Genomic DNA, 18,249 nt, shown 5'->3' on the forward strand with positions numbered 1-18,249 from the left:
GGCGGGGCATCGTGCATAGAGAGGCCGGACGTGTGAGGGGTGCGTCCGGCCTCTCCCCTTACCCAAGGGTATTTACGCAGGTCATCACGCTACTGGGGTTGCCACATTGGCGCGCACCCATTCGATGATGGATGCCGTGGTCGCGCCCGGGGTGAATATCTGAGCAACCCCCAGCTGCCGCAATTCCGCGATGTCGTCCTCGGGAATGATGCCGCCGCCGAACACGACAATGTCGACTGCGTCACGTTCCGCCAATAGTTCCATCACTCTGCGGAACAACGTCATGTGGGCGCCGGAGAGCACGGAAAGGCCGATCGCGTCGGCGTCCTCCTGGATCGCGGTCGCCACGATCTGCTCCGGCGTCTGATGCAGCCCGGTGTACACGACCTCCATGCCGGCGTCGCGCAGCGCCCGCGCCACCACCTTGGCCCCGCGGTCGTGGCCATCCAGGCCCGGTTTGGCCACCACAACCCTGATCCGTGCCTGCATCCTCGACCCCTCCTCGACGAACGACCCCGGTCGGCCTCGGCTGAACGAACGGTAACCCCCCTCAGGGGTACGCGGTAAGCACGTTCCCAAGCACGGCCAGTTTCGGTGCGTGTTTGATACATCACTCCGCGCACGTGCCAATCTATTCAGTCGTTGATTGAGCAGAACGTAACTACCCGCTGGCCGAGCGTCGCCGGGAAGGCTATTAATTCGGACATCCACCGCCGAAGGCCGTTCCGGAACTGTCAGGGAATTGGCGGTGCGACTTGTGACGTGGACGCTGCTTCGTTACCGTGGCCCACGGCTGTCAACCGGATAAGTCCCGGAAGGCGCCCGGTCAACTGGAGTTACGGCCCTTAGGGGTCGCCCGAATGCCCGGCCTTTTCAGTGTCGACGGAGGATCGTACGTGCGTCAGCGCTTGTCGTCCGAGCCCGATCGTTACCGCGGTCGTCGACGCGTACCCACACCTCCGCGCAGCCGCTACGCGGTGGTCGGAACGGCCGCCCTGCTCGGCGCCGGCGTCGTCGCCCTCGGCGCGGCGAACCTCCCCGACACCAAGGACGTCAGCCCGTCGGTTCTCCGTGACCTCGACGCGCAAAAGCTGTCGCAGGACATCGCGGCCCGCGACCACGACAAGGCCGACCGGTCATCCCGCGACGCCGAGGCCGCCACGACGCTCAGCGAGGAAGACCTCGAAGCGAAGGCGTGGCTGCTTCCGCTGGAAGACTTCCAGTTCACCGCGCCGTTCGGCATGCGCCTGGGCCAGCTGCACTCCGGCATCGACCTGGCCGCCCCCGAGGGCCTGCCGTTCAAGGCGGTGCACGCCGGCACGGTCACCAAGGCGGGCTGGGATGGCGGCTACGGCTTCGCGATCACGGTCCGGCACGACGACGGCACCGAGGCGGTTTACGCCCACGCCCGCCGGCTCGTGGTCAAGGCCGGCGACAAGGTAAAGGCCGGTCAGGTCATCGGCCAGGTCGGCAACACCGGCTACTCGTACGGCACGCACCTCCACCTCGAGATCCACGAGGGCGGCAAGCCGATCGACCCGGTGCCGTTCCTCCGCGAGCGCGGCGCCGACGTCAAGCTGCAGATCGACTCGCCATACTCCTGATCGCCGCGCCACACCCCCTCTGACGCGACCCGAGCCGCTCTGTTCAGGGCGATGCCCGATAGTGCTCCCCAAACATCCCTCAAACCCCAACGGCCTCTCTGGGTACGCCGAGGGTTGCAGCTGAGTTGGATGTAGCCCCGCCCTCCTTCATTGGTTCCCCGCTCCTGCCGACTGCTCAGGTGTCGGACAGTCGTTGAACCGCAGGAGGTCGTCGAGTCGTGCAGCACCGTGCCGCCACCGCCGTGGACTCCCACTCCGACGACGCCGGCCTCCGGGCGTACCTCGACCTGCTCGCCTCGACCGAGCCTCTGCCCGCGCCGCCCACCGACGCGGAGCTCGCCTACCGTGCGCTGCTCGCCTCCGACACCGCGCTGACCTCCGCCTCCCCGTCGACTCCCGCCGATCCTGCGGCCCGCGCCTACCTCGGGCTGCTCGCCTCCGACGCCCCGCTGACCTCCGCCTCCCCGTCGACTCCCGCCGATCCTGCGGCCCGCGCCTACCTCGGGCTGCTCGCCTCCGACACCCCGCTCACCCCCGCCGGCCTCCTTCCGGCGACGGCGACCACCCGCGTTCCCGCCTTCAACCGCAACACTTTGGTCGCCACCGCCCTGGCCGTCGGCGTGGGCGTCTCCGGCCTCGGCGTGGGCGTGGCCGCCGCGGCCTCCCCCAGCCGCGCCGACAGCATCCCCGTCGCCGCCGCCGTCCAGCACCGCCCGGCCGCCGAGCAGCCCGCCGTCGACCCCACCGCCGACCTGCCCGGCACCGTCGCCCACAACCTGGTGGAGCGGGACATGGCCACCCGTGACCCGGTGACCCTGACCGAGGACATGCCGTCCGACGCCCCCCAGCGCTCGTCGGCCGTGGCCCTGCACAAGCCGAAGCCCCAGCCCAAGCCGGCCACCGCCACCGCTACCGCCGTAGCCTGGGTGAACCCCCTCCCCGAGGCCCGGGTCACGTCGTGCTTCGGCCAGCGCTGGGGCCGTCTGCACGCCGGCGTCGACCTGGCCGCCCCCAACGGCACCCCGATCCGCGCGGCCGGCGCCGGCGTGGTCGTCGCGGCCGGAGCGGAGAGCGGCTACGGCAACGCGGTCCTGATCGACCACGGCAACGGCTTCCTCACCCACTACGGCCACATGTCGGCCATCACGGTCACCGTCGGCCGGCGCGTCCTACCCGGCACCCAGATCGGCAACGAGGGCTCGACGGGCCACTCCACCGGCCCGCACCTGCACTTCGAGGTGCACGAGGGCCACTACAAGAACCCGATCGAGCCCACCACCTGGATGCGCGCCCACAATGTACTCATCCCGGGTTGTACCACCACGGCTCCCGCAGACGACCACTGAGCTCAATCCCAACGTGCTCTGACCGGGACCACAACGCATTCACCCCGCCCGCAACCCGGGGACGAGCACTCAGCTCAACCCCCACATGGTCCGACCAGCACCACCACGCATTTCGCCCCGCCGGCGACTTGGGCGCGAAAAGGTGCCAGGCGAAGCCGAAGCACTTTTTCGTGCCCAAGTCGCCGGCCGCCCTCAGGGCGAAATGCCGGAGGAGCGAAGCGACGACCAGCAAACTCAGCCGCAACTCAGCCCGACCATCACAGCTTCTCGATCGGGGCGTGCCGCAACACCAGCCACATCACCTGGTCACCGAAGTCGACCTGCGCCCGCGCCCCCGGCCCGTGCCCCTCGACCGCGACCACTCGGCCCAGCCCGTACCGCTGATGGTTGACCCGATCACCGGTCTCGACCTTGGGCGCCTGCGGCAGATCGCTGGCGGTGGCCAGCTTGCTCGCGTCGATCCCGAGCCGTTCAGCGAGGCGCTGAGCTTTCGGCGTACCCCCGGAAAAGCCCCCACCGCGTGACCGATCGCCCCCACCGCGACCACCCACGCCGCCCCCGGTCCCCGACCAGGAGGTGTACGACGACCCTGTCCGTTCCCACCGCACCAGCTCGGTCGGCAGCTCGTCGGTGAACCGCGACGGCGGATTGTATTGCGGCTGCCCCCAGGCCGACCGGGTCACCGCCCGGGACAGGTAGAGCCGCTGCCGGGCCCGGGTGATCCCCACGTAGGCCAGCCGCCGCTCCTCCTCCAGTTCGGAGTTGTCGCTCATGGCCCGCATGTGCGGGAAGACGCCGTCCTCCAGCCCGGTCAGGAACACCACCGGGAATTCCAGCCCCTTGGCCGTGTGCAGCGTCATCAGCGTGACCACGCCCTGGTGGTCGGGGTCGTCGTCGGGCAGCTGGTCGGCGTCGGCCACCAGCGCCACCTGTTCGAGGAAGCCCTCCAGCGTGGCCCGCTGCGGCTCGTCCTCGTCGGCCTGGGCCTCGACCCGCTCGGTGTACTCGCGGGCCACGCTGACCAGTTCCTGCAGGTTCTCGACCCGGCCCTGGTCCTGCGGGTCGATGCTCTCCTCGAGCTCGGCCAGCATCCCGGACCGCTGTAGCACGGCCTCGAGCACTTCCTCGGGCGGCGACTCGCGGGCGATGTCGCGCAGGTCGTCGAGCAGCTGCACGAAGTCGAGAATGCTGTTCACCGACCGGCTGGCGATGCCGGGCGCCTCCCGGGCCCGTCGCAGCGCCTGCCCGAACGAGATCCGCTCCCGCGACGACAGCGCCTCGACACAGGCCTCGGCCCGGTCACCGATCCCGCGTTTGGGGGTGTTCAGCACCCGCCGGATGCTGACCGTGTCGTCGTCGTTGGCGATCGCCCGCAGGTAACCCAGCGCGTCCCGGACCTCTTTGCGCTCGTAGAACCGCACCCCACCGACCACTTTGTACGGTAGGCCGACCCGGATGAACACCTCTTCGAAGACCCGGGACTGGTTGTTGGTGCGGTAGAAGACGGCCACGTCACCGGGGCGCACATCTTCTCGGTCGTGCAGCCGGTCGATCTCGCGGGCCACCCAGTCGGCCTCGGCGTGCTCGGTGTCGGCGACGTACCCGACGATCTGCTCACCCGCACCCTGGTCGCTCCACAGCCGCTTGGGCTTGCGGGACGTGTTGCGGTCGATCACCGCGTTGGCGGCCGACAGGATCGTCTGGGTCGAGCGGTAGTTCTGCTCGAGCAGGATCGTGCGGGCATCCGGGTAGTCGCGCTCGAATTCCAGGATGTTGCGGATCGTCGCGCCCCGGAAGGCGTAGATCGACTGGTCGGCGTCACCGACCACGCACAGCTCCCCCGGCGGCAGCTCGGGCGTGCCCGGCCCGACCAGCTCCTTGACCAGGACGTACTGGGCGTGGTTGGTGTCCTGGTATTCGTCCACCAGAACGTGCCGGAAGCGGCGGCGGTAGGCCTCGGCCACGTGCGGATGCGACTGCAGCAGGTGGACGGTGGTCATGATGATGTCGTCGAAGTCGAGCGCGTGCGCTTCCTTGAGGCGGCGCTGATAGAGCACGTACGCCTCGGCGACCGCCCGCTCCTGCGGCCCCTTGGCCCGATCGGCGAACTCCTCGGGCTCGACCAGCTCGTTCTTCAGGTTCGACACCTGCGCGGCCAGCCCGCGGGCCGGGTATTTCTTCGGGTCGAGGTCGAGTTCGCGGGCGACCAGCTGCATCAGCCGGCGCGAGTCGTCCGCGTCGTAGATCGAGAACGTGCTCTTCAGCCCCGCGTGGTCGTGCTCGGCGCGCAGGATGCGCACGCAGGCCGAGTGGAACGTGGACACCCACATCAGCCGGGCCCGGTTGCCGACCAGCGCGGCCACCCGCTCTTTCATCTCACCGGCGGCCTTGTTGGTGAACGTGATCGCGATGATCTCGCCCGGGTGCACGTCACGGGCCGCCAGCAGGTAGGCGATGCGGTTGGTGAGCACCCGCGTCTTGCCCGAGCCGGCCCCGGCCACGATGAGCAGCGGCGACCCCGCATGGGTGACGGCGTCGCGTTGCGGACCGTTGAGGCCGTCGAGCAGCGACTCTGGACTGGGCCGGTGGGCAGGTTTCTTTTCCCGTACGGCAGGGGTGCCGAAGGGCAGCTGGGGGTTTTCCGGGAGCGTTCGCATGACGGCGTGAAGTCTATGCCCGGCCTACGACAACTTCCTCTGCCCTGTGGACAACCGTTCGTCATCCACAGGTGGTAGCGCGACCTGCGTCGATGAAGCAGAGTGTCAGACGTTCCCAAACCGAAGACCTCGGGGAGAACCACATATGAAACGCCACATTCTGAGCCGCCTGGCCGTGCCGGCGCTGGCCCTGGCGGTCATCGCCGTCGTGCCGCAGGCGCAACCGGCCGCCGCCACCGGCCTCGCGCCCGTGAGCGTGAGTTACGGCCTGCCGCACGGCGGCACGGTCAAGGGGCAGTTCCTCAGCTACAACGACTTCCACGGCGCGATCGACCCGCCCGCGGGCAGCGGCGCCGCGGTCAACGGCACCCCGGCCGGCGGTGTCGAATACCTGGCGACCTGGCTCAAGCGGCTGCGCGCCGAGGGCCGGGCCGACGGCCGCTCGACCCTGACCGTCGGCGCCGGTGACCTGATCGGTGCCACGCCGCTGGTCAGCGCCGCGTTCCACGACGAGCCGACGATCGAGCTGATGAACGAGGTCGGCCTGCAGGTCAGCTCGGTCGGCAACCACGAGTTCGACGAGGGGGTCGACGAGCTCATCCGGATGCAGCGCGGCGGCTGCCACCCGGTCGACGGCTGCCAGGACGGCGACGGGTTCCGCGGGGCGAAATTCACTTACCTCGCGGCCAACACGATCAGCAAGAAGACCAAGCTGCCGATCCTGCCGCCGATCGACATCAAGATCGTCAACGGCGTACCCGTCGGGTTTGTCGGCATGACCCTCGAAGGCACCCCCGGCATCGTCAACCCTGCGGGCATCAAGAACGTAACCTTCGCCGACGAGGTCGAGACGGCCAACAAGTGGGGCAACGTGCTCAAGCTGCTCGGCGTCAAGGCGCAGGTGCTGCTGGTGCACGAGGGCGGCGGCCAGTCGACGAACGCCGACCCGAGCGGCTGCGCCGGGTTCAGCGGCCCGATCGTGCCCATCGTGGCCGGGCTCAACCCCGAGTTCCGGCTGGTCGTGTCCGGTCACACGCATCGCTTCTACAGCTGCACGCTGCCCACCCGGGATGGCACCCAGGCCGTGGTCACCAGCGCCGGCAGCAACGGCCAGCTGATCACCGACATCGACTACACGCTGGACAAGCGCACCCGCAAGTTCGGGGCGATCACCGCGAAGAACGTGATCGTGGAGAACGGCGTCCGCAACCCCAACGGCACCTGGCAGGTGGACGCGGCCGGCGCGTTCGTCAAGAACCCGGCCACCGTCGACCCGAAGGCCAAAAAGGTGGCCGACAAATACCGCACCGCTGTCGCTCCGATCGCCAACCGGGTGGTCGGTCAGATCACCGGTGACATCGTCCGGGACGCCAAGCCCAACGGCGAGATGCCGCTCGGCGACGTCATCGCGGACGCGCAGCTGGCGTACACCAGGACGAGTGCCGGCGCCCAGCTCGCCCTGATGAACCCGGGCGGTGTCCGGGCGTCCCTGGCCTACGCGCCCAGCGGCGCCGAGGCTCCCGGGGCGGTCACCTACGGCGAGGCGTTCACGGTCCAGCCCTTCAACAACCTGGTGGTCACCCAGACCTTCACCGGGGCGCAGATCAAGAACGTGCTGGAGCAGCAGTTCGTCGGTTTCGGCGGCCAGACCACGCAGCGCATCCTGCAGCCGTCGGCCGGCCTGACGTACACGTACAGCACCAGCGCGGCGCCCGGCAGCAAGATCAGCAACCTGGCCCTCAACGGCACCGCCATCGACCCGGCCGCCACCTACCGCGTCACCACCAACGACTTCCTGGCCAACGGTGGCGACGGCTTCACCAATCTCAGCCAGGGCACCGACCGGACCACGGCCCCCGGCTTCGACATCGACGCGTTCACCGCACACCTCGGCGCCGGTGCCCCCGTGGCCCCCGGCCTGGCCAACCGCATCACGGTCGGCGCCTAGCTAAGACCTGTCTCGCGTTCGGGGCACTGCCACAGCGCCCCGAACGCGAATTCGAGACATGTCTCAGGTCCGGTCCGAGCTGGGTTCCCACGCTTCGGGCGGTTTCCTTGCGAGACCGCCCGGGGCGGGGGCATACTCGGCCTCGTGATCCAGCAGACGCGATTTTTTACCTATGGCACCGGGGGTCCGGCGGCCGTGGGACGCGTCTGAACGACAGACTTCCACCAAGCCCCGGGCTCGACGGCCCGGGGCTTGAGTCTGCCCGGGCCGAGCGAGCCTCCGCACCCGAGGAGCACGCCTTGAACGCCGAGACCATCGAGCAGCCCGCCGCCGCGAACGCCGAGACCATCGCGCAGCCCATCAGCTCGAACGCGGCCATCTCGCAGCCCACCAGCTCGAACGCCGCCATCGAGCGGGCGATGAGCTCGAACGCCGAGCCTGTCCCGCAGCCGACCGGCACCGACGAGCCGATGGCCGCCGACGAGATCCGAGCGGCCCGCGAGCGCATCGACGAGATCGATCAGGCCATCATCGACCTCTGGCTGGAGCGGGCCCGCCTGTCTCAGCAGGTCGGCAAGACCCGCATGGCCAGCGGCGGCACTCGCCTGGTCCTGAGCCGCGAACGCGAAATCGTCGAACGCTTCCGCAACGCCCTCGGCGCCGACGGCACCCAGGTCGCCCTCATGATCCTGCGAGCCGGCCGAGGCCCCCTCTGACCCGGCCAAGGCGCCCCCTCTGACCCGGCCAAGGCGCCCGCTCTGACCCGGCCGAGGCCCGCTCTGACCCGGCCAAGGCGCCCGCTCTGACCCGGCCGAGGCGCCGCCTGACGACCCGGTCGAGGCCCCTCTGACGACCCGGCCAAGGCGTCAGGAGAAGCCCGCTGACGCCGCAAGAAGCCCGCTGAGGCCGCCCCCGTCAGCCATCACGCCCGAGAAGCCAGATCGGGCCGCTGCGGCCGTTGGCCGAGGACCCGCGTGAACAGCGCCTGCCGCAGCGCCACCTCACGCGGATCGTCCCAGAGCCGAAATCCGGTGCGGTTCATCGCGTAGGCGAATCCCGTGCCGGTGTCCGGGTCGGCGAAGGCGAACGATCCGCCCAGGCCCATCGTCCCGAAGGCCCGGTCCGATTCGGATCCGAACCGGAACGCCGGGAACGGCTTGACGTAACCCAGGGAGAACCGCGTCTCGACGCGCAGCACCTCGTCGAACAACCCGCCGGTGGGAGGCGCGGCGGCGTCGCGCAGCGCGTCCATCGAGGCGCCGGTGAGGCCGAGGCCGGCGCCGCCGGTCGCCACCTCGCCGTAGAGCCGGGCGATCGACCGCACCTGACCGATGCCGTTGACCGCCGGGATCTCCGCGGCCTGCACGTCCGGCCGGTTGAAGTTCTCCACGGTGCGCAGCACCCGCGGATTGCCGAACGCCCGCGCGCTCAGGCTGCGCGGGTTCGCGAACGCCCGGACGAACGAGGCCGGCATCGCGCGCAGGTGCAGCATCATCTCCCAGGAGCGGAACCCGTGGATGCGGGCGATCCGGTCGCGGTCGGTGTCCGGCGGCAGGCCGAAGTGGAAGTCCAGGCCGAGCCGGGCCGCGACCTCGTCGGCGAAGAACCGGCCGATACGGCGTCCACGCGGGTCGATCCGGCTGATGAGCTCGCTCTCGTACCAGCCCAGTGACTGGCCGTGATAGCCGTGCCGGGTGCCGGGCGCCCAGGCTGGACGCTGGTCCGCGAGGGCTGTGGACAACGTGTGGATATCGGTCAGTTCGGCGAGTTCGAGGGGACGGTCGATCACGGCCAGTCCGGCCTGGTGGGCGAGCAGCTGGCGTACGGTGACCTCGCCTTTGCCGGAGGCCGCGAACTCGGGCCAATACGTGGCCACGCGCTCGTCGTGGTCGAGCCGGCCGCGTGCGTGCAACACCGCGAGGGCCACCGCGGCCACCCCTTTGGAGGTGGAGAAGACCGGAACCATGGTGTCCGCTTCCCAGGGAGCACGCGTGACGCCGTCCCGGTAGCCACCCCAGAGATCAACGACCTTGCGGCCGCCGTGGTAGACGACGCAGGCGGCTCCGATCTCGTGATGGTCGGCGAAGTTGCGGCGAAAGGCGTCGGCCACCGCGCCGTAGCCTTCGTCCACATCCCCGCCGACCATGCGGGCCGGCACATCGATCTTGTAGACCACCGCGATCCCTTCCTGTCGATCGGCTCCGACCCTCGCACGCCGTAGGGGCGGCCGGGAGGGATTGTTGATCCCTCTCGACGCACGACAAGATGGGGCAATGGATCGATCGGCACTGGCGGATTTCCTCCGACGTCGGCGTGCGACCCTCGACGCGGGGTCGCCGACGACTCGCCGGGCCGCCGGCCTGCGTCGCGAGGAGGTCGCCGAGCGGGCCTTCATCTCCACCGACTACTACACGCGGCTGGAGCAACGGCGCGGACCGCGCCCGTCCGAGCAGGTGACGGCCGCGCTCGCGAAGGCCCTTCGGCTCACCGCCGACGAACGCGACCACCTGTTCACTCTGATCGGGCACAATCCGCCGACCCGTGACTCCGGCACCGCGCCGATCGATCCGGCCCTGCGCCTGGTTCTCGATTCGCTGGATCGCGGCGCGGCGCTGGTCACCTCCAACATCGGACAGACCCTCCTGCAGAACCCACTGGCAGAAGCCCTGTTCGGGGACCAGACGAGGTTCACCGGGCTCGACCGCAGCGGCTACTACCGCTGGTTCGCCCGCCCCGAGGAACGCGCCCTCTATCCCGTCGATGTCCACGCCGCGCAGAGCCGCACCTACGCGGCGAGTGTCCGCGCGGCGCTGGACATCGGACCGGACACCGCGGAGATGACCGGCCTGGTAAGGGAGCTGCTGGCCGTCAGCACCGAGTTCGCCGCCCTGTGGAGCCGCCACGAGGTGCATGCCTGCCGGCAAAAAACCACGGCCGTGCTGCACCCGTCGGCCGGCCGCATCGATCTCGACTGCCACGTCGTCTTCGGCGAGAGCCGCCGCCAGAAACTGCTGGTGCTGAACCCCCGCGATCCCCAGTCAAATGCTTCGGTCGTAGCGGGGTGGGTGGTGCCGACCGCTGCTCCCGCCGAGGTCGGTCCGGCGGCCGCACGCTTCGCTTCCGCGGCCGCCTCCCTCCGGCCTGAGTGAGTGGTCGCCCCCGCCGCTGACGCGGCCCCCTGAAGCCGGCGGGTCAGGAGGCGTCGCGACGGGCCTGAGTCTCACGGCGGACTCGGGCCGTGTCGGCGGCTATCTCGTCTATGCGGGTGGCCAGGTCAGGGTGGGCGCTCAGGTGGCGGATGGTTTCGGCCAGCAGGGTGGGCAGGTCGGTCGCGTCGGTGGCGCCCAAGGCGGACTGCAGCCGGTGTACGTCGGGGCTGGCGCTCTCGTCCAGGTCGGTCAGGGCGGTCACCTGGCCGGCCAGGCGGCGCAGGTGGGCGGTGTGGTCGTTCGCCCACTGGTCGACGGCGCGCTGCCCGGCGCGGCGGTCGCGTTCGGCTCGTACCCGGTCGTCCTGGCGTTCGCCGGTGGGGCGGTGGTCGGCGCCGGCCCGGGAACGCAGGAAGCGCCTCTCCGCGGCCTGGCGGCTTCCGACGCCTAGGGCCGGCGCCAGCTCCTGCCACGACACTCCGGCCGAACGCGCGGCCGCGACCAGCGACGGCTCCAACGCGGCCAGCCCGGCCTGAGCCCCGCGCAGCACCACCAACGCCTCCAGCACGTCCGCCGACGTCACGCCGGCCCCGGCCGAGCCCGCGCCGTCCCCCATCACGTCGCCCCCAGCCGAACCGCCCCCAGCCGCGCCACCGGGAGCAGCGCCGTCATCAGCAGGATCAGCGCCGGTCGCGGCCCCGCCGACCCCCAAGCCGGCGCGGGCGACAACCGACTCCACCAGCGCCACCGCCGCCACCAGATCCGACACCATCCGCCCCTCCCCCAACCTCGTCATCTTTTCGACGACATTCCACTTGTCATCACTGCGACGACGTAGTACAAAGAAGTTATCGCGCATTGACCTCGTAAGTCGAGATCAGGGAGGTGCCAGATGTTGATGCGCAGCGAGCCCTTCACCGAAATGCACCGGATCGCCCAGCAGGTGCTCGGGCTGACCGAGGCGGGCACGTGGACGCGGCCGACGGCCATGCCGGTCGACGCGTACCGGCACGGTGACGAGTTGGTGATCGCGTTCGACCTGCCCGGCGTCGACCGGGACGCGATCGACATCGACGTGGAGCGGGATGTGCTGACCGTCCGCGCCGAGCGCCGGCCGATCGACCTCGGCGACAACGCCACCGTTCAGGTTTCGGAGCGGTCGTTCGGGGTGTTCGCCCGCCGGCTGTTCCTCGGCGACGCCCTGGACACCGAGCAGATCAACGCGACGTACGACAACGGCGTGCTGGTGCTGCGGGTCCCGATCGCCGAGAAGGCCAAGCCCCGCAAGATCGCCGTCTCCGGCCGGGACGACGCCAAGGTTCTGACCAGCTGATCCGAGCGACACCGAAGGCCCGCGTCACCCGGCGGCGCGGGCCTTCAGCGCACTCGGCGCATGATCGCGTCGTAGGCGGCGTGGGCCATGTCCGGCCGGTCGGGATCCGCGTCCCAGCGGCCGATGATGGTGTTGCCGTCGGCGCTGATCGTGCCGGTGTACGTCATGCCCAGGCCGGCGTGGATCAGCGCGTTGCCCCGGATGGCCCAGCGGTACTCGATCGGTTCGCTCGTCCCGTCGTACACGTGGGATCTGAAGCCGTCGCCGGACGCCCAGATCAACTCCACGCTCTCGATCAGGTGCTCGCCCACCTGGATGCCCCCGGTCAGCTGCAGCATGCGGCCGCCGAGCAGGGGGACGGCCGTGTTCTCGCCCCGGATGTCGTCGGACTCCGCCCCGTTCGTACGCCCGGTCAGGGTCCATTGTCCGATCAGGACGTTCAGCGCCTCGATGCGCACCGCGACCTCATTTCCGGCTGTTGGCTCAACCTTGAACTGAGGCTACCGATTCGCCCGGGAGCGCGCGTGGCTCCCGGGCGAAAAGGCGTCAGGAGGCGTGCAGCACGTCCCGGGGCCGGGCGAAGTGGCAGGCGCTGGGGTGCGCCGACCCGTCCCGTACCTCGAGCACCGGCTCCTGCTCGGCGCAGATGTCCTCGGCCTTCCAGCAGCGGGTGCGGAAGCGGCAGCCGGACGGCGGGTTGGCCGGCGACGGCACGTCACCCTCGAGCACGATCTGGTCGCGCCGGCCGCGCAGGCGGGGGTCGGGAACCGGCACGGCCGAGAGCAGAGCCTGCGTGTACGGGTGGGTCGGCTGCTCGTAGATCTGCTCGTCGTTGCCGATCTCCACCACCTTGCCGAGGTACATCACCGCGACCCGGTCGGAGATGTGGCGTACCACGGAAAGGTCGTGCGCGATGAAGATGTAGGACAGCCCGAACTCGTCCTGCAGCCCCTCCAGCAGGTTGATCACCTGGGCCTGGATGGACACGTCGAGCGCGCTGACCGGCTCGTCACAGACGATGATCTCCGGTTTGAGGGCGAGCGCCCGGGCGATGCCGATGCGCTGCCGCTGGCCGCCGGAGAACTGGTGCGGGTAGCGGTTGATGTGGTCGGGGTTGAGGCCGACCGTGTCGAGCAGGTCGCGCACCGCCTGCTCGCGGCCCTTGCGCGGGGTCACCTCGGGGTGGATCTCGAACGGCTCACCGATGATGTCGCCGACCGTCATCCGCGGGTTGAGGCTGGTGTACGGGTCCTGCAGCACCATCTGGATGTGCCGCCGCGCCCGCCGCAGCGCGCCGCCCTTGAGCCGCACCATGTCCTCGCCGCGCACCTGCACCGCCCCGGAGGTCGGCTTCTCCAGCCCGACCAGCAGTTTGGCCAGGGTCGACTTGCCGCAGCCGGACTCGCCGACCACGCCCAGCGTCTCGCCGCGGCGCAGTTGCAGGTCGACGCCGTCGACCGCGCGGACCGCACCGACCTTGGTCTTGAAGACGATGCCCTGTGTGATCGGGAAGTGTTTGACCAGGCCTTTGGTCTCGAGCACGACCTCACTCATCGCCGACCACCTCCCTCCAGAAGTGACACCGGGCGGTGCGGCCGAGCGCGACGTCGTAGGCCGGCGGCGGCGGGTCCTCCCGGCAGACGTCCTGCACGTAGCCGCAGCGGGGGTTGAACGGGCAGCCCTTCGGGATGGCGGTCAGCGCCGGCGGCAGCCCGCGGATGACGTTGAGCTGCTGTCCCTTGAGGTCGAGCCGGGGGATCGAGGCGAGCAGGGCTTTGGCGTACGGGTGCGCGGGGCGCTCGTAGATGTCGTACACGGGCGCCTCCTCCACCACCTTGCCGGCGTACATCACCGAGATCCGGTCGGCGACGTCGGCCACCACGCCCATGTCGTGCGTGATCAGGATCAGGCCCATGTCGCGTTCCCGCTGCAACTCGGCCAGCAGCCCCATGATCTGCGCCTGCACTGTCACGTCGAGGGCCGTGGTCGGCTCGTCGGCGATCAGGATCTCCGGGTCGAGGGCGAGCGCCATCGCGATCATCACGCGTTGCCGCATGCCGCCGGAGAACTGGTGCGGGTAGTCGCCGATGCGCTCCCGGGCCCCCGGGATCTTGACCTGTTCGAGCAGGTCGATGGAGCGCTTCTTGGCGTCGGCCCGGCTCATCCCCCGGTGCTTGCGGAACAGCTCGCCGAGCTGGAACCCGACAGTGAAGACCGGGTTCAGCGCGGACAGCGCGTCCTGGAAGATCATCGCGATCCGGTTGGCCCGGACCTTGCGACGCTCCTCCTCGGAGAGCTTGAGCAGGTCGACGCCGCGGTACTTGACCTCGCCGCGGGTGATGTAGCCGGGCGGGGTGTCGAGGATGCCCATGATCGCCTGGGCGGTCACCGACTTGCCGCAGCCGGACTCGCCCAGGATGGCCAGTGTCTCGCCCGGCTTGAGCCGGAAGTTGGCCCCGTTGACCGCGTGCGCGACGCCGTCCCGGGTGCGGAACTCCACGTGCAGGTCGTTGACCTCGAGCAGCGGCGCCATCGGGTCGACCCCGGCCACCACGTCCATCTCGGCCCTGATGTCAGTCATCTCGTGTCACCGCAGCTTCGGATCGAAGGCGTCACGGACCGCGTCGCCCAGCATGATGAAGGCCAGCACGGTCAGGGCCAGGAAGACCGAGGGCCAGACCAACGGCGCGGCCGCGGTACGCACGTTCGGGCCGGCCTCGTTGATCATGATGCCCCAGCTGATCGCCTCGCCCTTGAGCCCGACGCCGAGGAAGGTCAGCGTGGCCTCGGTGGCGATGTTGGTGCCGAGCAGGATGGTCAGCACCACGATGAACGCGGCCGTCGAGTTGGGCAGGATGTGCCGCATCATCAGCCGGGCCGGGCCGGAGCCGAGCATCCGGGCGGCGGCCACGTAGTCCTGGTTCTTCGACGCGATCACCGACGAGCGCATCACCCGGGCCGCGGTGGTCCAGCCGAGGAAACCGAGCGTGATGATCACCGCCCAGAACCCGTCGTCGCTCGGGTCGGAGGACAGCCGCCGCGCCAGCACGATGGCCGCCAGCAGGAACGGCAGGCCGAGCACGACGTCGATGAACCGGGACAGCACGGCGTCGATCCAGCCACCGAAGTAGCCGGCGCTCAGGCCCATGATCAGCCCGATGGTGCCGGCCAGCAGCGTGGACAACAGGCCGACGAGGATCGAGTTGCGGGCGCCGTAGATGGCGTTGGCGTACACATCACAGCCCTGGAAGTCGTAGCCGAAGAACGCGTTGCCACTGGGCCCGTGGTGCTGCCGGCTGAGGGAGCAGGCGCGCGGGTCGCCCGCCCCGAAGAGCTGCGGCACGATCGCCATCACCACGAAGACCAGCACCAGCGCCGCGGCAATCCAGAAGATCTTGTTGCGGCGCAGGTCGCGCCACGCGTCGCCGGCCAGGCTGCGGGGCTTGTCGCGGGGGCCGGCCGACTCGGCCGCGGTGATCGTCTGCATGTCACTCATAGCGGATCCTCGGGTCGAGGGCGGCGTACAGCAGGTCGACCAGGAGGTTGACCACCAGGAAGACGATCACCAGCACGCTCACGAAGCCGACCACCAGCGGGCCGTCCTCGGTGCGGATGCCGCGGAACAGGTTGAAGCCGACGCCGGGGATGTTGAACACACCCTCGGTCACGATCGCGCCGGACATCAGGTTGCCCAGGTCGACACCGATCAGCGTGACCACCGGGATCAGCGAGTTGCGGAGCACGTGTACGCCGACCACACGCCGGTTGGTCAGCCCCTTGGCCCGCGCGGTACGCACGTAGTCGGACCGCAGGTTTTCCGCCACCGCTGAGCGGGTCACCCGCAGCTCGGTGGCGACCACCAGGCTGCCCAGCACCAGGGCGGGCAGCAGCAGCTGATAGAAGGTTGCGTCCCGGGTCGCGGTCGGCGGGAACCAGCCGAGCTGGATGCCGAAGACCAGCCGGGCCAGCGGCGCCAGCACCACGATCGGCATGGACAGCACGACCAGCGTGAGCACCAGCGTGACGTTGTCGAAGGCCCCGCCGCGGCGGATGCCGGAGATGACGCCGGCCGTGATCGCGACGACGGCCACGACGACGATGGCGATCAGCGCCAGGCGGATCGTCACCGGCCAGGCGTCGGCCATCATCTCGGAGATCTTCCGGTTGGTCAGCGAGATGCCGAAGTCACCGGTCAGCAGGGCCTTCATGTAGTGCCAGTACTGGCCGATGAACGGCTCGTCGAGGTGGTAGCGCTCGGTCAGCGCCTGCCGTTGGGAGTCGGTGATGGGACGCTCGCCGGCCAGCGCCCGGATCGGGTCGGTCTGGTTGGCGAACATCAGCGCGTACACGATGAACGTGGCGCCGAAGAAGGTCAGCACCATCTGCAGCAGGCGCCGGATCAGATATCGGAACATGTTTTCTTCCGGGGGAGACATGGCGGTGGCGCCACGCCTGTTGACGTGGCGCCACCGCTCAGCCGGCGAGCGTCAGGATGCGACGCGCTCGATCTTGTAGATGTCGACCTTCTTGAACAGGTCGACGTCGACGTTCTGGACCCGCTCGGAGAAGCCGTACGTGTTCTGGCCGAACCGCAGCGGAATGACCGGCATGTCCTTGGCCAGGATGTCCTCGGCCTCCTGCCACTTCTTGATCGCGGCCTCCGGAGTGGCCGCCTCGGAACCCTGCTTGACCAGGCTGTCGAAGGCCGGGTTGCTGTACCCGTAGTAGTTCGACGAACCGGTCGTGCTGAAGATCGGGCCGAGGTAGTTCTCCATCAGCGGGTAGTCCATGATCCAACCCATCCGGATCAGGCCCACCGGCTGCTTGTTCTCGACCTTGGTCAGCAGGTCGGCGAACTTGGGCTCGCCCTGACCGGTGCAGTTGACACCCAGCGAGGCCTTGATCTGGTTGCACATCGCGTCGACCCAGGCCTTGTGGCCGCCGTCCGCGTTGTACGTGATCTTGATCTCGGCCGGGCCACCGTTGGCGGTGTACAGCTCCTTGGCCTTGGCCGCGTCGTAGACGCAGTTGTCGCCACAGGTGTTCTCGCGGTAGCCGGCGACCACCGGCGACACGAACGACGTGGCCGGCGTCTGCGAGCCGAGGAAGATCTGGTCGGTCATCTCCTTGCGGTTGATCGCCATGGAGAGGGCCCGGCGGACCTCGGGCTTGCTGAACTCCTTCTGGTACGTCGGGAAGCCGACGAACGCGAAGTCCGAGCTCGGGGTCTTCTTGAGCCGGTCGCCGAGGTCACCGGCGGCCGAGCCGAGGCTCTCGATCGGGATCAGCGTCTGCACGTCGACGTTGCCGGCGACCAGGTCGGCGTACTCGGCCGTCTGGTCCTGGTAGATCTTCCAGGTGATGCCGTCGACCTTGACCGGGTCGCCCTTGAAGCCCTCGACCTTGGCCACGGTGACCGACTGGTCGTGCTCCCACTTGCCGACGATCTTGAACGGGCCGTTACCGATCGGTGCCTGCTCGAACTGCTCGTTGAGCACGCCCGGCGACGAGAACGCCGCGTTCGGCAGCGGGTAGAACACGGTGTATGCGAGCACCGACTTCCAGCCCGCGAACGGCGCGGACAGCGTGACGGTGAAGGTGGTGTCGTCGACCTTCTTCAAGCCGGACATGGTCTTGGCCTTGGGCTCGGGCGCCTTCTCGGGGCCCTCCTCGCCGTCCGGGTCCTTCGACTGCAGGTCGGCGTACCCCGCGACACGCTCGAAGAAGGCGGCGCCGTCGTTGCCGTTAGGGCCGTAGGCGCCGTTGTTCCAGGCGTTGATGTAGCTGTCCGAGGTGACCGGCTCGCCGTTGCTGAAGGTGAAGCCCGGCTTCAGCTTGATCGTCCACACCTTGTTGTCGTCCGAGGTGATGGACTCGGCGGCCTTCTCGACCGGCTGCTTCTGCTCGTTGAAGCTGACCAGCGGGTAGAAGAGTGAGCTGAGCACCTGTGAGCCGCTCGACTCCGTGGTGTTGGCCGGGATGAGATGCTTCGGCTCCGCGATGCCGATAGACACGGTGTTACCGCTGCCCCCGGCATCGTCGTCGGATCCGCCGCTGCAACCGGCGGCCAGTAAGAGGATGGCGGCCGGCACGGCCGCCACCTTCCATGGGCGTTTCCCAAGCATGGGAGTGCCTCCTTCGGGGGCGCTCACGAGGGGTGGTGAGTGAGTTGGAGCCACTTTTCCACAGGAAAACGCTTGCTCCGTACCCCG

General features: G+C 69.3%; 16 protein-coding genes. 6 read left to right on the forward strand and 10 right to left on the reverse strand.

Annotation, left to right across the window (positions count from 1 at the left end; translation table 11 throughout):
• Positions 1-84: 84 nt before the first annotated feature.
• Positions 85-489, reverse strand: coding sequence for a cobalamin B12-binding domain-containing protein (locus tag ACGFIO_RS24830; RefSeq protein ID WP_392829053.1), 405 nt, complete (start codon positions 487-489; stop codon positions 85-87).
• A 407-nt stretch (positions 490-896) separates the two neighbouring features.
• Between ACGFIO_RS24830 and ACGFIO_RS24835 the strand changes: the two genes are divergently transcribed.
• Positions 897-1,604: a M23 family metallopeptidase gene (locus ACGFIO_RS24835; RefSeq protein ID WP_392829055.1), complete on the forward strand. Its 708-nt coding sequence runs from the start codon at positions 897-899 to the stop codon at positions 1,602-1,604.
• Positions 1,605-1,822: 218 nt separating this feature from the next.
• A complete protein-coding gene (locus ACGFIO_RS24840) occupies positions 1,823-2,950 on the forward strand; it encodes a peptidoglycan DD-metalloendopeptidase family protein (RefSeq protein ID WP_392829056.1) in 1,128 nt (375 codons plus the stop codon).
• Positions 2,951-3,207: 257 nt separating this feature from the next.
• Here the strand turns inward: ACGFIO_RS24840 and pcrA are convergent, their stop codons facing one another.
• On the reverse strand, positions 3,208-5,607 hold the full coding sequence (gene pcrA, locus ACGFIO_RS24845; protein WP_392829058.1) for a DNA helicase PcrA: 2,400 nt from the start codon (positions 5,605-5,607) through the stop codon (positions 3,208-3,210).
• A gap of 145 nt (positions 5,608-5,752) precedes the next feature.
• On the opposite strand from pcrA, the gene ACGFIO_RS24850 reads away from it, so the two are divergent.
• A complete protein-coding gene (locus tag ACGFIO_RS24850; protein ID WP_392829059.1) occupies positions 5,753-7,555 on the forward strand; it encodes a bifunctional metallophosphatase/5'-nucleotidase in 1,803 nt (600 codons plus the stop codon).
• 419 nt (positions 7,556-7,974) lie between these two features.
• Positions 7,975-8,271, forward strand: coding sequence for a chorismate mutase (locus ACGFIO_RS24855; protein WP_392829537.1), 297 nt, complete (start codon positions 7,975-7,977; stop codon positions 8,269-8,271).
• Between the two features lie 206 nt (positions 8,272-8,477).
• Here the strand turns inward: ACGFIO_RS24855 and ACGFIO_RS24860 are convergent, their stop codons facing one another.
• On the reverse strand, positions 8,478-9,731 hold the full coding sequence (locus tag ACGFIO_RS24860) for a serine hydrolase domain-containing protein (protein ID WP_392829060.1): 1,254 nt from the start codon (positions 9,729-9,731) through the stop codon (positions 8,478-8,480).
• A 64-nt stretch (positions 9,732-9,795) separates the two neighbouring features.
• Between ACGFIO_RS24860 and ACGFIO_RS24865 the strand changes: the two genes are divergently transcribed.
• Positions 9,796-10,704, forward strand: a complete 909-nt coding sequence (locus ACGFIO_RS24865; RefSeq protein ID WP_392829061.1) for a helix-turn-helix transcriptional regulator — start codon at positions 9,796-9,798, stop codon at positions 10,702-10,704.
• 43 nt (positions 10,705-10,747) lie between these two features.
• Here the strand turns inward: ACGFIO_RS24865 and ACGFIO_RS24870 are convergent, their stop codons facing one another.
• Complete coding sequence (locus tag ACGFIO_RS24870) at positions 10,748-11,500, reverse strand: hypothetical protein (RefSeq protein ID WP_392829062.1); 753 nt, start codon at positions 11,498-11,500, stop codon at positions 10,748-10,750.
• Positions 11,501-11,596: 96 nt separating this feature from the next.
• Here ACGFIO_RS24870 and ACGFIO_RS24875 point away from each other — a divergent pair, with 96 nt between their 5' ends.
• Positions 11,597-12,037: an Hsp20/alpha crystallin family protein gene (locus ACGFIO_RS24875; RefSeq protein ID WP_392829063.1), complete on the forward strand. Its 441-nt coding sequence runs from the start codon at positions 11,597-11,599 to the stop codon at positions 12,035-12,037.
• A gap of 44 nt (positions 12,038-12,081) precedes the next feature.
• On the opposite strand, the gene ACGFIO_RS24880 is transcribed toward ACGFIO_RS24875, so the two are convergent.
• The 6 genes from ACGFIO_RS24880 to ACGFIO_RS24905 form a co-directional block, all read right to left on the reverse strand.
• Positions 12,082-12,495 (reverse strand): hypothetical protein, encoded by a 414-nt coding sequence (locus tag ACGFIO_RS24880; RefSeq protein WP_392829065.1) that lies wholly within the window; start codon positions 12,493-12,495, stop codon positions 12,082-12,084.
• An 88-nt stretch (positions 12,496-12,583) separates the two neighbouring features.
• A complete protein-coding gene (locus ACGFIO_RS24885; RefSeq protein WP_392829067.1) occupies positions 12,584-13,591 on the reverse strand; it encodes an ABC transporter ATP-binding protein in 1,008 nt (335 codons plus the stop codon).
• Positions 13,584-14,618, reverse strand: a complete 1,035-nt coding sequence (locus ACGFIO_RS24890) for an ABC transporter ATP-binding protein (protein WP_392829068.1) — start codon at positions 14,616-14,618, stop codon at positions 13,584-13,586. The genes ACGFIO_RS24885 and ACGFIO_RS24890 overlap by 8 nt, the downstream gene beginning before the upstream one ends.
• A gap of 6 nt (positions 14,619-14,624) precedes the next feature.
• A complete protein-coding gene (locus ACGFIO_RS24895) occupies positions 14,625-15,533 on the reverse strand; it encodes an ABC transporter permease (protein ID WP_392829069.1) in 909 nt (302 codons plus the stop codon).
• Positions 15,526-16,452, reverse strand: coding sequence for an ABC transporter permease (locus ACGFIO_RS24900; protein WP_392829070.1), 927 nt, complete (start codon positions 16,450-16,452; stop codon positions 15,526-15,528). The genes ACGFIO_RS24895 and ACGFIO_RS24900 overlap by 8 nt, the downstream gene beginning before the upstream one ends.
• A gap of 72 nt (positions 16,453-16,524) precedes the next feature.
• Positions 16,525-18,162 (reverse strand): ABC transporter substrate-binding protein, encoded by a 1,638-nt coding sequence (locus ACGFIO_RS24905; protein ID WP_392829071.1) that lies wholly within the window; start codon positions 18,160-18,162, stop codon positions 16,525-16,527.
• Between the last annotated feature and the right edge of the window lie 87 nt (positions 18,163-18,249).

The organism is Actinoplanes sp. NPDC049265 (genome assembly GCF_043197135.1).
Lineage (GTDB): Bacteria > Actinomycetota > Actinomycetes > Mycobacteriales > Micromonosporaceae > Actinoplanes.